The 14433-nt window shown below is 42.1% G+C and carries 19 protein-coding genes (1 of these 19 cut by a window edge); 15 read left to right on the forward strand and 4 right to left on the reverse strand.

Annotated elements, in window-relative coordinates; all coding sequences use genetic code 11:
- The 8 genes from gspH to J8Z24_RS01860 all read left to right on the forward strand — a co-directional run bounded on the left by gspH (position 1) and on the right by J8Z24_RS01860 (position 5897).
- Entirely contained in the window at positions 1-594 is a 594-nt protein-coding gene (gene gspH, locus J8Z24_RS01825; protein ID WP_252095165.1) for a type II secretion system minor pseudopilin GspH, read from the forward strand.
- Complete coding sequence (gspI, locus tag J8Z24_RS01830) at positions 591-968, forward strand: type II secretion system minor pseudopilin GspI (protein WP_128731149.1); 378 nt, start codon at positions 591-593, stop codon at positions 966-968. The genes gspH and gspI overlap by 4 nt, the downstream gene beginning before the upstream one ends.
- On the forward strand, positions 968-1603 hold the full coding sequence (gene gspJ, locus J8Z24_RS01835; protein ID WP_252095166.1) for a type II secretion system minor pseudopilin GspJ: 636 nt from the start codon (positions 968-970) through the stop codon (positions 1601-1603). Before gspI ends, gspJ begins: the two co-directional genes overlap by 1 nt.
- On the forward strand, positions 1600-2601 hold the full coding sequence (gene gspK, locus J8Z24_RS01840; RefSeq protein WP_128731147.1) for a type II secretion system minor pseudopilin GspK: 1002 nt from the start codon (positions 1600-1602) through the stop codon (positions 2599-2601). The genes gspJ and gspK overlap by 4 nt, the downstream gene beginning before the upstream one ends.
- The gene (gene gspL / locus J8Z24_RS01845; RefSeq protein WP_252095167.1) at positions 2598-3803 is read left to right on the forward strand and encodes a type II secretion system protein GspL; all 1206 of its coding nucleotides are present in this window, start codon (positions 2598-2600) and stop codon (positions 3801-3803) included. The genes gspK and gspL overlap by 4 nt, the downstream gene beginning before the upstream one ends.
- Positions 3800-4273, forward strand: a complete 474-nt coding sequence (locus tag J8Z24_RS01850) for a type II secretion system protein M (protein ID WP_147390069.1) — start codon at positions 3800-3802, stop codon at positions 4271-4273. The genes gspL and J8Z24_RS01850 overlap by 4 nt, the downstream gene beginning before the upstream one ends.
- A gap of 2 nt (positions 4274-4275) precedes the next feature.
- The gene (locus tag J8Z24_RS01855) at positions 4276-5034 is read left to right on the forward strand and encodes a type II secretion system protein N (protein ID WP_125253707.1); all 759 of its coding nucleotides are present in this window, start codon (positions 4276-4278) and stop codon (positions 5032-5034) included.
- Between the two features lie 293 nt (positions 5035-5327).
- Complete coding sequence (locus tag J8Z24_RS01860; protein ID WP_147391160.1) at positions 5328-5897, forward strand: UPF0149 family protein; 570 nt, start codon at positions 5328-5330, stop codon at positions 5895-5897.
- A gap of 4 nt (positions 5898-5901) precedes the next feature.
- On the opposite strand, the gene J8Z24_RS01865 is transcribed toward J8Z24_RS01860, so the two are convergent.
- A complete protein-coding gene (locus tag J8Z24_RS01865) occupies positions 5902-6105 on the reverse strand; it encodes a hypothetical protein (protein ID WP_125253705.1) in 204 nt (67 codons plus the stop codon).
- Complete coding sequence (locus J8Z24_RS01870; RefSeq protein WP_125253704.1) at positions 6105-6464, reverse strand: hypothetical protein; 360 nt, start codon at positions 6462-6464, stop codon at positions 6105-6107. The genes J8Z24_RS01865 and J8Z24_RS01870 overlap by 1 nt, the downstream gene beginning before the upstream one ends.
- Before the next feature lie 409 nt (positions 6465-6873).
- Here J8Z24_RS01870 and ccoG point away from each other — a divergent pair, with 409 nt between their 5' ends.
- Genes ccoG through J8Z24_RS01895 form a run of 5 tightly spaced genes read left to right on the forward strand, consistent with a single transcriptional unit; the run spans position 6874 to position 11150 of the window.
- Positions 6874-8331 (forward strand): cytochrome c oxidase accessory protein CcoG, encoded by a 1458-nt coding sequence (ccoG, locus tag J8Z24_RS01875; RefSeq protein ID WP_128732253.1) that lies wholly within the window; start codon positions 6874-6876, stop codon positions 8329-8331.
- A 49-nt stretch (positions 8332-8380) separates the two neighbouring features.
- Positions 8381-9355, forward strand: a complete 975-nt coding sequence (locus J8Z24_RS01880) for a serine/threonine protein kinase (RefSeq protein WP_128732258.1) — start codon at positions 8381-8383, stop codon at positions 9353-9355.
- 16 nt (positions 9356-9371) lie between these two features.
- Complete coding sequence (locus J8Z24_RS01885; RefSeq protein WP_125253702.1) at positions 9372-9995, forward strand: thiol:disulfide interchange protein DsbA/DsbL; 624 nt, start codon at positions 9372-9374, stop codon at positions 9993-9995.
- 18 nt (positions 9996-10013) lie between these two features.
- A complete protein-coding gene (locus tag J8Z24_RS01890) occupies positions 10014-10643 on the forward strand; it encodes a thiol:disulfide interchange protein DsbA/DsbL (protein ID WP_125253701.1) in 630 nt (209 codons plus the stop codon).
- Between the two features lie 48 nt (positions 10644-10691).
- On the forward strand, positions 10692-11150 hold the full coding sequence (locus J8Z24_RS01895; protein WP_128732254.1) for a 2-thiouracil desulfurase family protein: 459 nt from the start codon (positions 10692-10694) through the stop codon (positions 11148-11150).
- 10 nt (positions 11151-11160) lie between these two features.
- Here J8Z24_RS01895 and trmA read toward each other — a convergent pair whose 3' ends face one another.
- The gene (gene trmA, locus J8Z24_RS01900) at positions 11161-12255 is read right to left on the reverse strand and encodes a tRNA (uridine(54)-C5)-methyltransferase TrmA (protein ID WP_128732255.1); all 1095 of its coding nucleotides are present in this window, start codon (positions 12253-12255) and stop codon (positions 11161-11163) included.
- 164 nt (positions 12256-12419) lie between these two features.
- Here trmA and J8Z24_RS01905 point away from each other — a divergent pair, with 164 nt between their 5' ends.
- Together J8Z24_RS01905 and murI are read left to right on the forward strand one after the other, a co-directional pair.
- Complete coding sequence (locus J8Z24_RS01905; RefSeq protein WP_252095168.1) at positions 12420-13550, forward strand: DUF5610 domain-containing protein; 1131 nt, start codon at positions 12420-12422, stop codon at positions 13548-13550.
- Positions 13551-13613: 63 nt separating this feature from the next.
- The gene (gene murI / locus J8Z24_RS01910) at positions 13614-14381 is read left to right on the forward strand and encodes a glutamate racemase (RefSeq protein ID WP_128732256.1); all 768 of its coding nucleotides are present in this window, start codon (positions 13614-13616) and stop codon (positions 14379-14381) included.
- 6 nt (positions 14382-14387) lie between these two features.
- On the opposite strand, the gene J8Z24_RS01915 is transcribed toward murI, so the two are convergent.
- A protein-coding gene (locus J8Z24_RS01915) for an RNA recognition motif domain-containing protein (protein WP_147391159.1) crosses the window boundary here: on the reverse strand, positions 14388-14433 show its 3' end. 422 nt of this gene lie beyond the right edge of the window; only the last 46 of its 468 coding nucleotides appear in the window; the start codon falls outside the window, past its right edge; the stop codon is at positions 14388-14390.

Here is a 14433-nt window from a genome sequence, read left to right on the forward strand (position 1 = left end):
ATGAAGTATCCTCTGCGTGGCAAAGTGGGTAGTAAACTCAAGGGCTTCAGCTTACTCGAAGTCCTCGTTGTTTTAGTGATCATTGCCTTTTCCGTTAACTTAATTACTTACACGGTTAGTGATAATAACGAAGAAGAGCTTGAACAAATGGCACTTCGCCTGCAGGGAACAGTGAATCTCGCTTCTGAATTTGCAGTGCTCAATCAGGTGGAGCTTGGCTTCCATCTAGATAAAGAAAAATTAGAGTTTTTGGTATTTGACAGTGAGAAATGGCGTCCTTTTGAAGCTGACGATATTTTCAAAGCTGTTGAATTTCCAGAGCAGTACAAGGTTGAATTGATCTTAGAAGATCTTCCTTGGTCACAGGATAACTTGCTTGAGCAAGCGAATTGGCGAGAGCTAATGGGAGGTGGCGATGATGATAATTTCCTTGAATTGAAAAAGCTTAAAATTCCTCAGGTACTGATTTTATCCTCTGGTGAAGTGAGTGCGTTTAGGCTCAGTATTGAAGACAAAGCGCTTCAAGAACCTATATTTTTCATTGAAGGGGAGTTTATGGCACCTGTTGCGCTTAAGCGGGAGCCGCAGCTATGAGTAGTCATAAGAGCTTAGGCTTTACCTTACTCGAAGTCATGGTTGCATTAAGTATTTGTGCTGTAGCAGGCATTGCTGCGATGCAAGCAACCAGTGAACATATCACTCATATAGGCTCACTTGAGGAGCAGACTTATGCGTCATGGGTTGCTGAAAATCGCTTAGTTTTCTTACGTGCTCAAGGGGAAAACTGGCACGGAAAGAGCGGAAATAAAGGCGAAGAGGAAATGGCTGGGGTAACTTGGTATTGGCAGCAGCAAATCCAAAAGACAGCAGATCCAAACTTTGTGAAACTGACCGTTCACGTCTTTCGCGAACCTGAACTTAAAAACTCGGTGTATGACATCACGACATTTATGTACCGAGGTAAGTAGTGAAAATAGATAAACATCGCGGCTTTACACTCATTGAGGTGTTATTAGCACTCGCTATATTGGCAGTAGTGGTAACTGCCACGCATCAAATCTTAGATTCAACATTAAAAGCGCAGGCTGCGTCAGAAGAGACGATTAAAGAAATAGAAGGGCTTCAAACGACTTTTCGTTTAATGGATCAGGATTTTAATCAGATCACTAAGCGCGAAGTTCGCAATGAAGCTGGCGACTTTAGTCCGACTTACATTATTCATGGTCGCTATGAGTTAGAGAGTCAATACGATGGTATTGCGTTTGTTCGTGATGGTTGGACTAACCCAATTAGTTTATTGCCTCGCTCTGAACTGCAAGCTTTAGGTTATCGTGTAGTCGATGACAACTTAGAACGTATTTACCGCGTGTATGTTGATCAGCTTGATGGTACAGAGCCTCGAGCTCAGGTTATTTTAGAGGATGTAGAGGAACTTAAATTTGAGTTTCTTGATGATAAATTAAAATGGCAAACTGATTGGAAGTCAAAATCACTCCCCAAAGCGGTTAAGGTTACGTTACAAAGAAAAGATTCTGAACCTATCAGCCGGTTGTTTCTAACTCCAGGTAGTGGAAAGGCTGATGATAAGGAGCAAAACCCATGAAGCAGCAGGGGGCAGCGCTAGTCATCGTGCTATTTATTGTCGCATTGGCTGCCACGATAGCAGCAGACATGGCTACCAGTTTGATGGTTCAGGTACAAAAGGCCTCAAACATTCAGACACAACAGCAAGCAAAGTGGTACAGCTATGGAGCGGAAGAGCTCGTAAAAAGGGCGCTAATTAAAGCTAAAAAAGATGACCCAGATTCGGTCAATTTAGATCAGCCTTGGGCGCGAGAAGAAGTTCCATACCCAGTTGATCATGGCACATTAAGTGGCAAAGTAACGGATTTACAAGCTTGTTTAAATCTTAACGCATTACGAGCCAAAGCACAGGTAAATGATGGCAATCAGCGTAGCCAGCAAGTTGGTGCTAAGAGCACCAACGTCGCTCATGGCGCGCTACTCGAACTGTTAAAAAATATCGAAGACCTGCCGAGTACGGAAAGTGAGGAAACGCTAGCTGACAGTGTTTACGATTGGCTTGATGAGGACAGTATTACATATCGCTCTGGCGCTGAAGAAGATGAATATATGTCAAATCAAACTCCTTATTTGGCTGCAAACAACTTGTTGGCATCAGTGAGTGAACTTCGAGTGATTAAAGGCTTTAACCCATTAGTCATGGAAAAGATAAAGCCATATGTTTGTGTTATCCCAGGTAGTGAAGAGCTGGCGGTTAACGTCAATACAGTGTTGCCAGAGCAAGCGCTTTTATTGAGTGCCTTAATTCCAGGTTTATCAAAGTCAGGTGCAGAAGCCATTATCTCTGCGAGACCCAAAAAAGGGTTTACAGATCTGAACGAGTTTTACACGGAAGTCGCAAATCAAGGGGTCAAAGAGCCTAACAAGACTTCCAAAATATTTACGATTAACAGCAACTATTTTCAGTTGCGAGCAACAGCTGTGTTTGATGAGCGGCGCTTTTCTCTCACATCAATTATAGAAACAAAAGATGGTAAAGCGTACGTGCTTGCTCGCAAATTTGGAGGCGTAGAGTGACAGAACAATTATTGATCCGAGTGGATCAGTCACACCAAGCGATAATAAACTGGATGGTTTGGTCAACCGAGCAGCAGCAAATTATTGCCAGTGGTGAGCTGGAAGGGAGTGAGCAACTCAGCAATCTTACTGAGAAAGCGCAAACAAGAAATGTGGTGTTACTACTGCCAGCAACGGCGGTACAATTGCGAACGCTTGAACTGCCAGCAAAATGGAATAGAAAATTAGAGCAAGCAATTCCCTTTATGTTGGAAGAGCAGGTCGCAACAGACATTGATGACTTATTTGTTGCAATCGGCAAGCCCGGAATGAAAGGCGATGTGCACACGATTGACGTGGCAATCTGTGACAGTGAGTGGCTTCAGGGTTGGTTCAATATCTGCGAAGATGCGGGGATCACTGTTTATAAAGCAATTCCTGATGCGCTGTGCCTCCCGCTAAAGAAGGGGATGCAAAGTGCTGTGCTGTTAGGAGCACAGTGGTTATTTAAGCACAGTGACTGGCAAGTTGGTGCAGCAGAAATAAACTGGGTTAATGACTATCTCAATATAGCCGGCACTGAACAAGTCGCGCATTTTAGCCCTGCGACCGGCTTCTCAAATGATGTCGTGCTTTCGGCACAGCAACAAGAATATGACCTGCCACTGGCAATTTTTGCAAAAACACTGCCCACGATTGACTTTAATTTACGTCAAGGGTGCTTTGCTGCAAAGAAAAAGCAACCACAGTGGTGGCGAGATTGGCGTAGTGGCTTGTTAGCTGCAAGTGTTGCGGTAGTGAGCTTTATTGCCATCAAAGGGACTCAGCTATATGTGGTGAGTCATCAAGCTGAGCAATTAGAGGGTCAAGCCGTTGCGCTTTACCAGCAGGCGTTTCCAAATAAAGTTGTTCGCCCACACTTGTTAAAAAAGCAAATCCAAAATGAGTTAAATGCTTTATCGGGTGCAGAGCAAGGTGGGCTATTAGAGCTCACCAACCACTTTATTGCTATCTATGATGAGGTTGAGGCCTTTACACCAGAAACGTTACGTTACGACAAGCGCAGAAATGAGCTAAGGATCAGAGCGCGAGCGAAAGAGTTCCAGGTTTTTGGTCAAGTGAAATCAATTTTGGAACAGCGAGGAGTGAGCGTCGAACAGGGGGCACTGAATAATGATGGTGACTTTGTGGTTGGTGAAATCCGCATAGGAGGTGCAGTATGAAGCAGCAGGTGATCAACTACTGGCAAGGCCTGAAAGAACAAGAGCAGAAGCTATTGATTTTTGCTGGTGCTGTCTTTGTCGTATTCGTATTGGTAATGGGGATCTTTAGACCATTAAACCAAGCGGTTAATGATGCTGAACTAAAATTACAGCGTAACCACGAATTGGTTAATTGGGTGGGGCAAAGTGTTAATAAGCTAAAAGCTAATAGCCCTACACGTGTGACTAGTAGTGGTAGCATTAGTCAGGTTGTAAATAGTACGCGGAGTCGTTTTAAAATCAATATTAGTAAAATGCAGCCAAATGGTGACGCATTAAGATTGACGATAGATAACGTTGAGTTCAATCAATTAATTGCTTGGGTCGATGAGCTAACCAATCGCCACGGAGTGAGAGTAGAAAACTTAGATTTAACACAAGGTAATACTCCAGGTTTTGTCCGTGTTAGTCGCTTGGTTTTAGAGAAATAATTATGAAAAATACACTAACTCTGCTAATCATTTTCTTATTTGCTTTCATTGTCTTTTGTACCTTCACTATGCCTGCTGCTGTATTGTTGCAGGTTTTTAAAGGGCAGTTACCGAATAATCTTCAATTGGGCGCAGTCAATGGCTCAGTATGGGATGGTCAAGTCAGTGGAGTAAGATTCAATAACATTCAGCTAAACCAAGTGAAGTGGGAGATTGAGCCTGCCGCTTTAATACTTGGAGAGCTTGCTGGCAATATCAAGTTTGGTAACCCAAGAGATACAAGTGAAATTTCGGGCAAAGCGAGTTTTTCTTCAAGTCTACTAAACCGCTCGGTATCTGTGAGTAACGCTTCGTTGCGCTTTAGTGTTGAACAAGCGATGGATCAGGTCACTTTACCGTTACCTGTTGACGCCAAAGGGCGCGTTATTGTGAATATCAAAAAGTATCAAAGCGGCGCACCTTATTGTAACGGGCTAAACGGTGAGATTAGTAGTCCAAATATCGATGTGAAAGGAATGAATGGATGGTTTAGCATCGGTGACTTAAGTGGTCAGCTTGACTGTAAATCTGGTGACATTGCAGTGGTTGTTGATCCTGAAAATCGTTTAGGACTGCAAGCCGATGCTACGTTGGCTGCAAACTTTCAGTTTCGAGTGGCCGGTAATATTAAACCTGAAGCTAGCTTGCCCAAAGAAGTGCATGATGCTGTGAAATTTCTTGGCCGCCCAGATGCGGATGGACGTTATCCTGTAAACCTTTAATAGCAATTAGCCTTAATACTTGCTCAATTTGAAGGAGTAAATCTGACGCTAACTGCGTTAAAAATTTCTTATTTAGAACAAGTAAGTAGCAAAATTTTTGCTTTGCCTACACGGATGTAGGTGCCTTGGCGATAGCAGGATGCGGTAGCGGGGTTATTGACAAGATGTTCTCGCCTCAAAATAGCAATCTTAATTAAGACAATTGATATAAAAAAACAGTGTACCAAGGTGCACTCATAGATTTAGATCTTTTTTCAAGGCGCAAAAAGGTGCGTCTTTGGTAAGGCAATATTATGCACAATTTCTCATTCACTCCAGCACAACAGCACTGTCTAGAAAACTATTTCTCAACGCGTAAGCTGTCAATTGATATCTCTTTTTTGCAAGGCTATTTATACGCAACCTGCATCGATCCTAACGGGATTGAAGCACAGCAGTGGCTTAAAGTTTTAACGAATGCGGATCCTGCATTGGATGAAAGTGTGGTATTTGCATTAATGGCACTCCATCATGAGATTTCAGAACAGGTGTATGAAACAGGATTTACTCTACCATGGCATGCGGACACCCCATTGGCTGAAAAAATAAATTGGGCCGAAGGGTTTTTGATGGCTGCTACGCCATTTTATGAGCAACTGATGTCAAGTCCATTGGCTGATGACATAAAGCAGGCGCTCCAAGTAAGTACTGAGCAGCTCGGGTTGTTTGCGTTAGGTGAACACCAGCTCACCTTGTATTGTGAAAAGATAGGTCAATCGCTAGAGGAATTTCAAGTAACGCAAGCTCAACTTGCCGATGAATTTGCAGGGTCTTATGCCGAATTGGTTGAAGTGGCAGCAGTAAAAAGTGGACTATTTGAATAGTCCTCTACATAAGGTCAAGCTCAATGAGTGTGCAGCCAGTTTGACAGCGTGCTATGGCGCTACGTTGGGCGTGTTGATTTAGCGTAAGTGAGATTGGTAACTCGCAGTGAGGGCAAATAACCGTTCTACCTTGGCTCAGTTTTTTAATTAACGCTTTTTGATCATTGAAAGATTTTGCACGTTGTTTGTTGAGTTGACTAAAGTCCATTATAACCCCTCAGCTTCTTGGATTGCTTGGCTGGCTATTTCACAAATAGTAATGAGGTCTGAACCGTAAAAGTACAGGTTATAGTCATTCTCTTTACAGTATTTGAGGTGAAAAAGTCGCACTTTCTCATCACTTGCAAGCGCCTCGTTGATATAAGCTTTCTCATCTTCTGTCATTGTGATTGCTTTAGCGACGTTTGCCCTGGCAATTCTTGCAGCTGTACTTCGCTGGATTTTGCTAGATTCACTGAGTGTGTTTACACCTTGTCCCAAAAGCCTTTCTCTGGGCTCTTTGATTAAAGGATGATCTACAGTGAATAACGCAACGACTATAATGGCTAATACTAAAAATTTTTTCATAATCTAGTGCAGACTTGATCTAGCTAACAAAAATATTGCACCTAGTGTAATAAACTTGTCAGTCAAGCCGCAACTAATCTCTCATCATTTATGATGGGTTTTAGCTCAACTTACTATTAATCATAGAGTTTCAAGGCGTATAATGGCAGTTGCTAAACAATGTCATGGGGCACATCGCAATAGTTTAGCGTTTATTATGTAATGCCAATTTGCTTAATTAAGAAATGTATTCTAGGACGAGAGGGTCGTCTCGATAACCAAACAAAACTTGTTATTTAGCTGTTCTAAATAAGAAAGTTTTAACGCAGTTAGCGTCTGATATACTCCCTTAATTGAGCTAGTATCAAGATAAAATGGTATAAGGTCACTGTAGCAAGTGCATCTCGTTCCAAAGCACTAAGGAGCTTCCATGGAGAACGATAGAATCAAGGTTAAAAACATACCGTCAGAAGTTAAAATTCAGCCACCGTCAAATGGCGCAGCAGGGAAGTCACTCAATAGCTCGACGCCGGATCGCTTCAATCCTCGAAATCGTATCTATGTACGCGCTGTATCGGGCTTACATCAGTTGCTGAGAAGGCGAATTGGTTTTATCGGCATGTTGGCGTTTATGGTATTACCTTGGCTAAACTTTAACGGCCATCAAGCTGTGTTGTTCGATATCTTTGAACAAAAGTTTAATATCTTTGGCATGACTTTATGGCCACAAGATCTGACAATTTTCGCCTTTATTCTAATGATTGCTGCCTTTGCGCTATTTCTGGTAACTACGTTTTACGGTCGAGTTTGGTGTGGCTACACTTGCCCACAAACAGTGTGGACTTTTATTTTTATCTGGTTTGAGGAAAAGTTTGAAGGCACTGCCAATCAACGCAAAAAGCTAGATCAAAGACCCATGGACTTTGATAAATTTTGGCGTAAAAGCGCTAAGCATGGCAGCTGGATTTTATTCTCGTTATACACCGCGATAACTTTTGTTGGCTACTTTACGCCAATACGTTCGCTGATCCCTGATCTGTTGGCTTTCTCAGCGGGATTCTATGCCGTGCTCAGTATCATTGTTTTTACAGTATGTACCTACGGCAATGCTGGTTGGATGAGGGAAATTATGTGCTTACATATTTGTCCATATGCACGTTTCCAATCAGCCATGTTCGATAAAGACACTTTTACCGTGAGTTATGATGCGACGCGCGGTGAAAGCCGAGGCCCTAGAAGTCGTAAGCAAGACCCCAAAGCACTCGGACTTGGCGACTGCATTGATTGTAATTTATGTGTTCAAGTGTGCCCGACAGGGATTGATATTCGTAATGGGTTGCAATATGAGTGTATAAACTGTGGTGCTTGTATCGATGCGTGTGATGGCGTGATGGATAAAATGAATTATCCTAAAGGACTAATCGCATACACGACAGAGCGCAATCTAGAGGTCTCTACTGAAAAAACCAAAGCAGTACGAGGCAAGCTAATTGGTTACTTAATGATTCTGCTCGTAATTACGGGAGCATTAGTGGCTAACATAGCGATGCGTATGCCGATGGATCTTGATATTATTCGCGATAGAAACCAGCTATACCGTGTTAATATCGAAGGGCTAATCGAGAATACTTATACCCTTAAGGTGATAAATAAAGCTCAAGTTGAGCAGAAATTTTCGATTGAGATCTCTGGTCTAGATAATTATCAAGTGTTAGGTAAGCAGCAAGTTCATTTAGCGGCTGGCAGCACGATGGATGTGCCATTGTCTGTGGTTATTGACCCGTACGACTTGAAAAAGCCAGTGACTGAGTTTGAGTTTGTTCTCATCAATCAAGATAACCCTGATGAGAGGCTAGCCCAGCCGACTAACTTCTTTAAGGGAAGATAAATTACTAAGGTAAAGAGCGAGGTAAGCCCTCGCTTTTTTAATAAATATGATGAATGATTTTAGTTTTAACGCACTGACACCTGATTTGATCCTCGACGCGATAGAGGCGCTAGAAGTGTACCCGACAACCGGATTGCTGCCATTAAACAGCTATGAAAATCGTGTTTATCAATTCGGTGCCGATGACGGCAAACGTTACGTTGTGAAGTTCTATCGTCCAGCACGATGGACAGATCCCCAAATACTTGAAGAGCACGAGTTTGCATTGCTTGCTAAAGATGCAGAAGTCCCTGTTGTCGCACCCTTGGCTATCCAAGGTAAAACGCTACACTGCTACCAAGGTTACCGATATACGCTTTTTCCCAGTGTTGGTGGGCGGCAGTTTGAACTAGATAACCTTGAGCATTTAGAAATATTAGGCCGTTATCTTGGACGTTTACATTGCTTATCTGCACAGCAGGCTTTTGAGCACAGGCCAATGTTAGATACACAGCGTTTCCTGTTTGATGCAAAAACATCACTTTTAAAAAGTGACTTAGTGCCTAGTCATTTGCATACTCCATTTGTTACTATTCTCGAGCAAGTTATTAACAAAGCGGCGCAGAAGTATAAGGTTCCAAAGACAATCAGGCTTCATGGTGATTGTCACGCGGGTAACCTACTGTGGTCCGCAGATCAGTTAATGTTAGTTGACCTCGATGATTGTCAGCAAGGTCCCGCGATACAAGATCTGTGGATGATGCTAAATGGCGATCGAAATGAAAAACTTGTACAACTAGATACCCTACTAATGGGATATGAAGAATTTATGCCTTTCGATGCTAACGAGTTGGCACTGATTGAGCCTTTACGCGCTATGCGAATGATCAACTATATGGCATGGTTGGCACAGCGTTGGCAAGATCCTGCATTCGAAAGGAACTTTTCTTGGTTCGCGACAGACAAATACTGGGAGCAACAGATCCTTGCACTAAAAGAGCAACTGGCAGCCCTTGATGAACCAAGTTTGAGCCTATTTCCTTGAAATTAGAGAGAGTAACATGCTAAAAAAATTAAAAGTTGCACTGATTGCGCTATTTTTGCCCGTTGTCGCAATGGCGTCAGACTTTGTTGATGGCAAACACTATTCGACATTGACAACAGCACAAAGTAAAGATCAAAAAGTGACAGAGTTCTTTTCCTTTTACTGCCCTCACTGTTTTCGCTTTGAACCGATTGCAAAGGCGATAGAGAAGAATTTACCTGATGGTGCGTACTTTGAGAAAAGCCATGTGAACTTTTTAGGTGGTATTCCTAAAGACACGCAAACGAACTTAAGTTATGCGTATATTATTGCTAAGCAAGCTGGTAAATCAGATCTTATCGCTGAGAAAATTTTTCACACGATCCATGTTGAACAAAACAGACTACTCGATATTAAAGACCTTAAAACACTCATGGAATTAAATGGGATCTCTGCCACACAGTTTGATCAAGCAGTGACAAGTATGCCTGTAATAAGTGCTGAAAATAACATGCTGACAGCACAAGAGAAGTTTTCAAAAGCTGGAGCGTTGACAGGCGTCCCAACTTTTATTGTTAATGACAAGTACAAAATCGAGATGAAAGGTATTGAAAGCCAAGAACAACTCGATAAATTGATTGCATATTTATTAAAGAAATAAGGACTGGAGAAAGCGAGTATGTTTAAGGTATTAAAAGGCTTAGCTGTTGCATTGATGCTACCACTCATGGCGCAAGCAGCACCATATGAAGAAGGTGTTCACTACGAGGTCATTGCTGAGCGTGGTACTAAAAAGCCAGAGCTTACGGAGTACTTCTCATTCTATTGCCCAGCTTGTAATGTAATGGAAAATTTGATTGTTGACGTTAAGCCAAAGCTAGACGAAGGGGTGAAGTTTAAAAAGAGCCATATTGACTTTGTTGGTCCTAGAGAGCCAGAAATCCAACAGGTTTTGGCACAAGCACTAGCGACAGCGGAAGTATTACCGCAAAAAGACAAAATCGTTGCAGCGATGTTCAACCATATTCATGGTAAACGTGCCAAAATTAACGAACTTGCAGACGTAAAAGATATTTTTGTGGCTCAAGGAGTTGATGGAGAGAAATTTGATAAGCTGTATGCCAGTTTCGCTGTTCGTACTAAAACATCGAAAATGCAGCGAATGCAGAAAACCCTTTCAGGTAAAGGTGCGCTAACTGGTGTGCCAACGTTTATTGTCAATGGCAAGTATAAATTGTTGTTACGTGAATCTGGTACTACCAAGCCTGAACAAATTGCAGCGCTGGTGAACTATTTAGCCAAGAAATAGTCGATAATTTGTATTAGACTAGCCTCGCCATAATTGCGGGGCTTTTTTATGTTTAAAATTTTAGTTTCAAGTTGTCTATTGGGTTATCCGGTGCGCTACGACGCATCATCGCAAAGTTTACAAGATAATACCTTGCAATATTGGCGGCAAAAAAACTGGGTGTTACCTTTGTGCCCCGAAGTATCAGGTGGGTTACCAACACCTCGCCCACCTGCAGAGTTAATAAAGGGTAGAGTGCTGAGTGAAGATGGTGATGATTTTACTGCATCGTTTGAGCTTGGTGCTAGAAAAGCGCTTGCGGCATGCCTTCAACACGATATAAAGTTTGCGTTATTAAAAGAGTCCAGTCCGTCATGCGGCAGCAATCTGATTTACGATGGTAGTCATACCGGTAAAAAAGTAGTGGGGCAGGGTCTGACGGCGTCTTTATTACAGCAATCCGGTATTCAAGTATTTAGCGAAACTCAGCTGCCAGCGCTTATCACAGCAATGGCAGCCAGTCGTTAAACGTTATAAATCACTTTCTTACTAAGTAAACGCCAGATTCAATATGATGGGTGTAAGGGAATTGATCGAAAATTGCCATACGTGCGATTTTATGTGTTTCACATAATAAGGCTAAATCACGTTCTAACGTATCTGGATTACATGAGATATAAATAATGTTGTCGTAGTTGCTGACTAAGCGACAGGTTAGCTCATCCATACCCGCTCGCGGCGGATCGACCAAAATGGTTTGGCAATCATAGGACTGTAAATCGATACCTTCTAATCGTGAAAACTTCTGCCCTTTCATGGCTTGCGTAAACTCTTCACTCGACATGCGGATAATATCAAGGTTGTCGACTTTGTTTGCTGCGATATTAAACTGTGCAGACTTTACCGATGATTTAGAAATTTCCGTAGCCAGCACTTTGTCGAATGAACCAGCTAATGCGATAGAAAAGTTACCGTTACCACAGTAAAGCTCAAGTAAATCATTGCTAAGCGGCTCGCTGATAGACTGCGCCCACGCTAGCATTTTTTGATTCACTTGGGCATTTGGCTGCGTAAAGCTGTTTTCAACTTGCTGATAAATATATTCTTTACCATTAACCGCGAGCTTTTCTGTGACATAATCATGACCAAATACGACCTTTTGTTTTCTAGCACGCCCTATAAAGTCCACTTTGTAAGTCTGTTGCAACTCAGATCGCAACTCCAGCATAGCAGTGTGCCACGCTTCATCAAGTTGCTTGTGATATAAAAGACTAATCAGTACTTCACCACTTAGGGTAGTAAGGTAATCAATTTGGAATAATTTTCGGCGTAAGACCTCATTGCCTTTAAGTTTGTCTATCATGACTTGCATCATTTCATTGACAAGCTCGGCACCCGGGTCAAAGCTATCAACACGAAGCTTTTCTTTACTTTGTTGATCAAACATGATGTGAAACAAGTCGTCGCCATCATGCCAGACTCTAAATTCGCAGCGTTGGCGGTAATGGCGAGTTGCAGAGTCATACACTTCTAATTCTGGCGCATTAAACTGTGCAAATTGTGCTGTGATACGCTCAGCTTTTTCAGCCAATTGTTGCTCGTATGCTGAATCATCAATCTTTATTACTGCCATACTAAAACCATCTATGTTGAATTAAGAGGCGCTATTTTAGGGAGCGTCGTTAATTTGTCCAGTCTAGCATAGTGACTAAAATCGTTTTGGCGTTTTTTTAATCATTTTACTTTAGCTTTGCACAAATATGCCGATAATCTAACTAATATATTGGAGGGCATACCATGAAAATCGGGCATTTAAATCAATTGCTCAATCCAGCGATGCAGCACAAGCCTGGGCAGAGCAAAGGGATAGGACCACATATCCAAATAAATTCAGATAGTTATGCGGGGGATAAATCTAAACTCGCTGCCAAAATTCTTGATGACAAACTCGCAGAAGCGCTTGGCATTGAGAAACCCACGCAAGATAAAAAAGACAAACCATTGTTTGACTTTGAAGCGATAGTGAAAAACGTACTTGATTTCGTTCAAGGTGCAGTGAAAAAAGCGAAAGTAGACGGTAAAAATGACGACGAATTAAAATCTATGCTGGATGGGGCACGCAAAGGTGTGCTGCAAGGTATTGATGAAGCCAGTGAAGAGCTAAAAGGGATGGGGGCGTTTAATTCTGATATTGAAGAAGGGATTGAAAAGTCTCGAGAGGGTATATTTAAAGGGCTTGATGACTTCGAAAACGAACTATTTGAAGAAAAGTCTCCAAAGGCGATGGCTATCAGTGCGGCGCAATTTGCAAGCTTATCGAATCAGGCCGAATATGCGTTCACTACAGCGGAAGGTGATGAGGTTGTTATTTCATTTTCTGACGCATATTCACAAGGGTCTGCTGCGAGCGTGGCCCAAAAAGGCAACAACTTTGGTGCTGCATATGGCTCCCAGTCATCTCATGAGGTGAACTTTTCGATTAAAGTAAATGGAGAGCTGAACGAAGAAGAGCAGCAAGCAATCAACGATATGATGGAAGATATTCGCAATGTCAGCGATGCGTTCTTTGGCGGTGAGTATGATGAAGCGTTCGATATGGCAAAGTCACTTAGTTTAAACTCTGATCAAATCACCAACTTCACAATGGACTTAAAGCAAACGAAAACATCTGCCGCGATTGCACAGTATCAACAAGGCAATCCGATGAAAGAACTAGAGAAGGCGTTTGTACCTCTGAATAAGCAACTAGCAGACATTCAAGAGCAAGCAAAAGCGCTCAATGCTAACAACGAATTGCCAAATATACTTGCATGGATGAATGAAGGGCAATCCAGGTTAAATGAATTCTTGGATTATGCGAGCAGCTTTTTCAACCGTTTAAATGAATCAAATAAGGGCTCATCAGCAGAGCAACAACAAACAAGCTGATCGAGTTTATTTTCATTGTGACTCATGGCAAACTTCATTCCTTAAATATTTAGGGGATGAAGTGTGTCACATATTCTAGTTTTTGACTCCGGTATTGGTGGAACAAGTGTTCTGTCACACTTGCGCTATCGTTTTCAAAATTCCACTTTTAGCTATGTTATGGATAACGCATTTCTTCCTTATGGTCTGCAACCTCAGGAATTAATTAAATTACGCATTAAGGGACTCATTGTTTGGCAAGAGCAATACTTAAGTAATGTTGATATGATTGTTATTGCCTGTAATACCGCCTCAACTTATGCGTTAGAAGAGGCGCGAAAACATACTCAAATCCCTATTATAGGTGTAGTTCCTGCTATTAAGCCTGCTGCGTATAGCTCTCAGACTAAGCACATCGCTTTGTTAGCAACACCTGCGACATCCAATAATACTTACACACAAAAACTCATTCATGACTTTGCAGGTGGATGTAAAGTCGAGATTTTGCATTCTACAGAGCTAGTTAGAATAGCTGAACATTTTTATTGGCACAGCACGCTTGATCAAGCGGCGCTGTGTGAGGAACTCAAGCAGCTACATATTCCGTATTCCGTTGACCGTTTAGTGTTAGGCTGTACGCACTTTCCGTTAATTGCCGATAACATCAAAGAATGCCTACCTGATCATATTGAGTTGGTTGATTCGGGAAAGGCCATAGCTAACAGAGCTGTTTCTTTGCTTGGAAAGCAGGAAATAAATATAGAAAAGGCGCCGCTAAAAGAAGTTAAGTTCTATGCAACGGCGCCTGTTTTGGATAGCAAAGAAGAAGTAGCGTTAATCTCCTTCAGTTAAAGCAAGTCAAGCTGGTGAGTGATTTACTTCACCCTCAGGCTTTTGCTTCGCC

It is taken from the genome of Pseudoalteromonas sp. SCSIO 43201, assembly GCF_023716725.1.
Taxonomy (GTDB): domain Bacteria; phylum Pseudomonadota; class Gammaproteobacteria; order Enterobacterales; family Alteromonadaceae; genus Pseudoalteromonas; species Pseudoalteromonas peptidolytica.

What these genes read in the sequence shown, in the direction of transcription:
- J8Z24_RS01890 (WP_125253701.1), top strand. Translation starts at nt 10,014, where the DNA reads ATGTTTAAGGTATTAAAAGGCTTAGCTGTTGCATTGATGCTACCACTC.
- J8Z24_RS01905 (WP_252095168.1), top strand. Translation starts at nt 12,420, where the DNA reads ATGAAAATCGGGCATTTAAATCAATTGCTCAATCCAGCGATGCAGCAC.
- J8Z24_RS01885 (WP_125253702.1), top strand. Translation starts at nt 9,372, where the DNA reads ATGCTAAAAAAATTAAAAGTTGCACTGATTGCGCTATTTTTGCCCGTT.
- J8Z24_RS01855 (WP_125253707.1), top strand. Translation starts at nt 4,276, where the DNA reads ATGAAAAATACACTAACTCTGCTAATCATTTTCTTATTTGCTTTCATT.
- J8Z24_RS01850 (WP_147390069.1), top strand. Translation starts at nt 3,800, where the DNA reads ATGAAGCAGCAGGTGATCAACTACTGGCAAGGCCTGAAAGAACAAGAG.
- gspH (WP_252095165.1), top strand. Translation starts at nt 1, where the DNA reads ATGAAGTATCCTCTGCGTGGCAAAGTGGGTAGTAAACTCAAGGGCTTC.
- J8Z24_RS01880 (WP_128732258.1), top strand. Translation starts at nt 8,381, where the DNA reads ATGAATGATTTTAGTTTTAACGCACTGACACCTGATTTGATCCTCGAC.
- gspI (WP_128731149.1), top strand. Translation starts at nt 591, where the DNA reads ATGAGTAGTCATAAGAGCTTAGGCTTTACCTTACTCGAAGTCATGGTT.
- J8Z24_RS01860 (WP_147391160.1), top strand. Translation starts at nt 5,328, where the DNA reads ATGCACAATTTCTCATTCACTCCAGCACAACAGCACTGTCTAGAAAAC.
- J8Z24_RS01895 (WP_128732254.1), top strand. Translation starts at nt 10,692, where the DNA reads ATGTTTAAAATTTTAGTTTCAAGTTGTCTATTGGGTTATCCGGTGCGC.
- trmA (WP_128732255.1), bottom strand. Translation starts at nt 12,255, where the DNA reads ATGGCAGTAATAAAGATTGATGATTCAGCATACGAGCAACAATTGGCT.
- J8Z24_RS01865 (WP_125253705.1), bottom strand. Translation starts at nt 6,105, where the DNA reads ATGGACTTTAGTCAACTCAACAAACAACGTGCAAAATCTTTCAATGAT.
- gspK (WP_128731147.1), top strand. Translation starts at nt 1,600, where the DNA reads ATGAAGCAGCAGGGGGCAGCGCTAGTCATCGTGCTATTTATTGTCGCA.
- ccoG (WP_128732253.1), top strand. Translation starts at nt 6,874, where the DNA reads ATGGAGAACGATAGAATCAAGGTTAAAAACATACCGTCAGAAGTTAAA.
- J8Z24_RS01870 (WP_125253704.1), bottom strand. Translation starts at nt 6,464, where the DNA reads ATGAAAAAATTTTTAGTATTAGCCATTATAGTCGTTGCGTTATTCACT.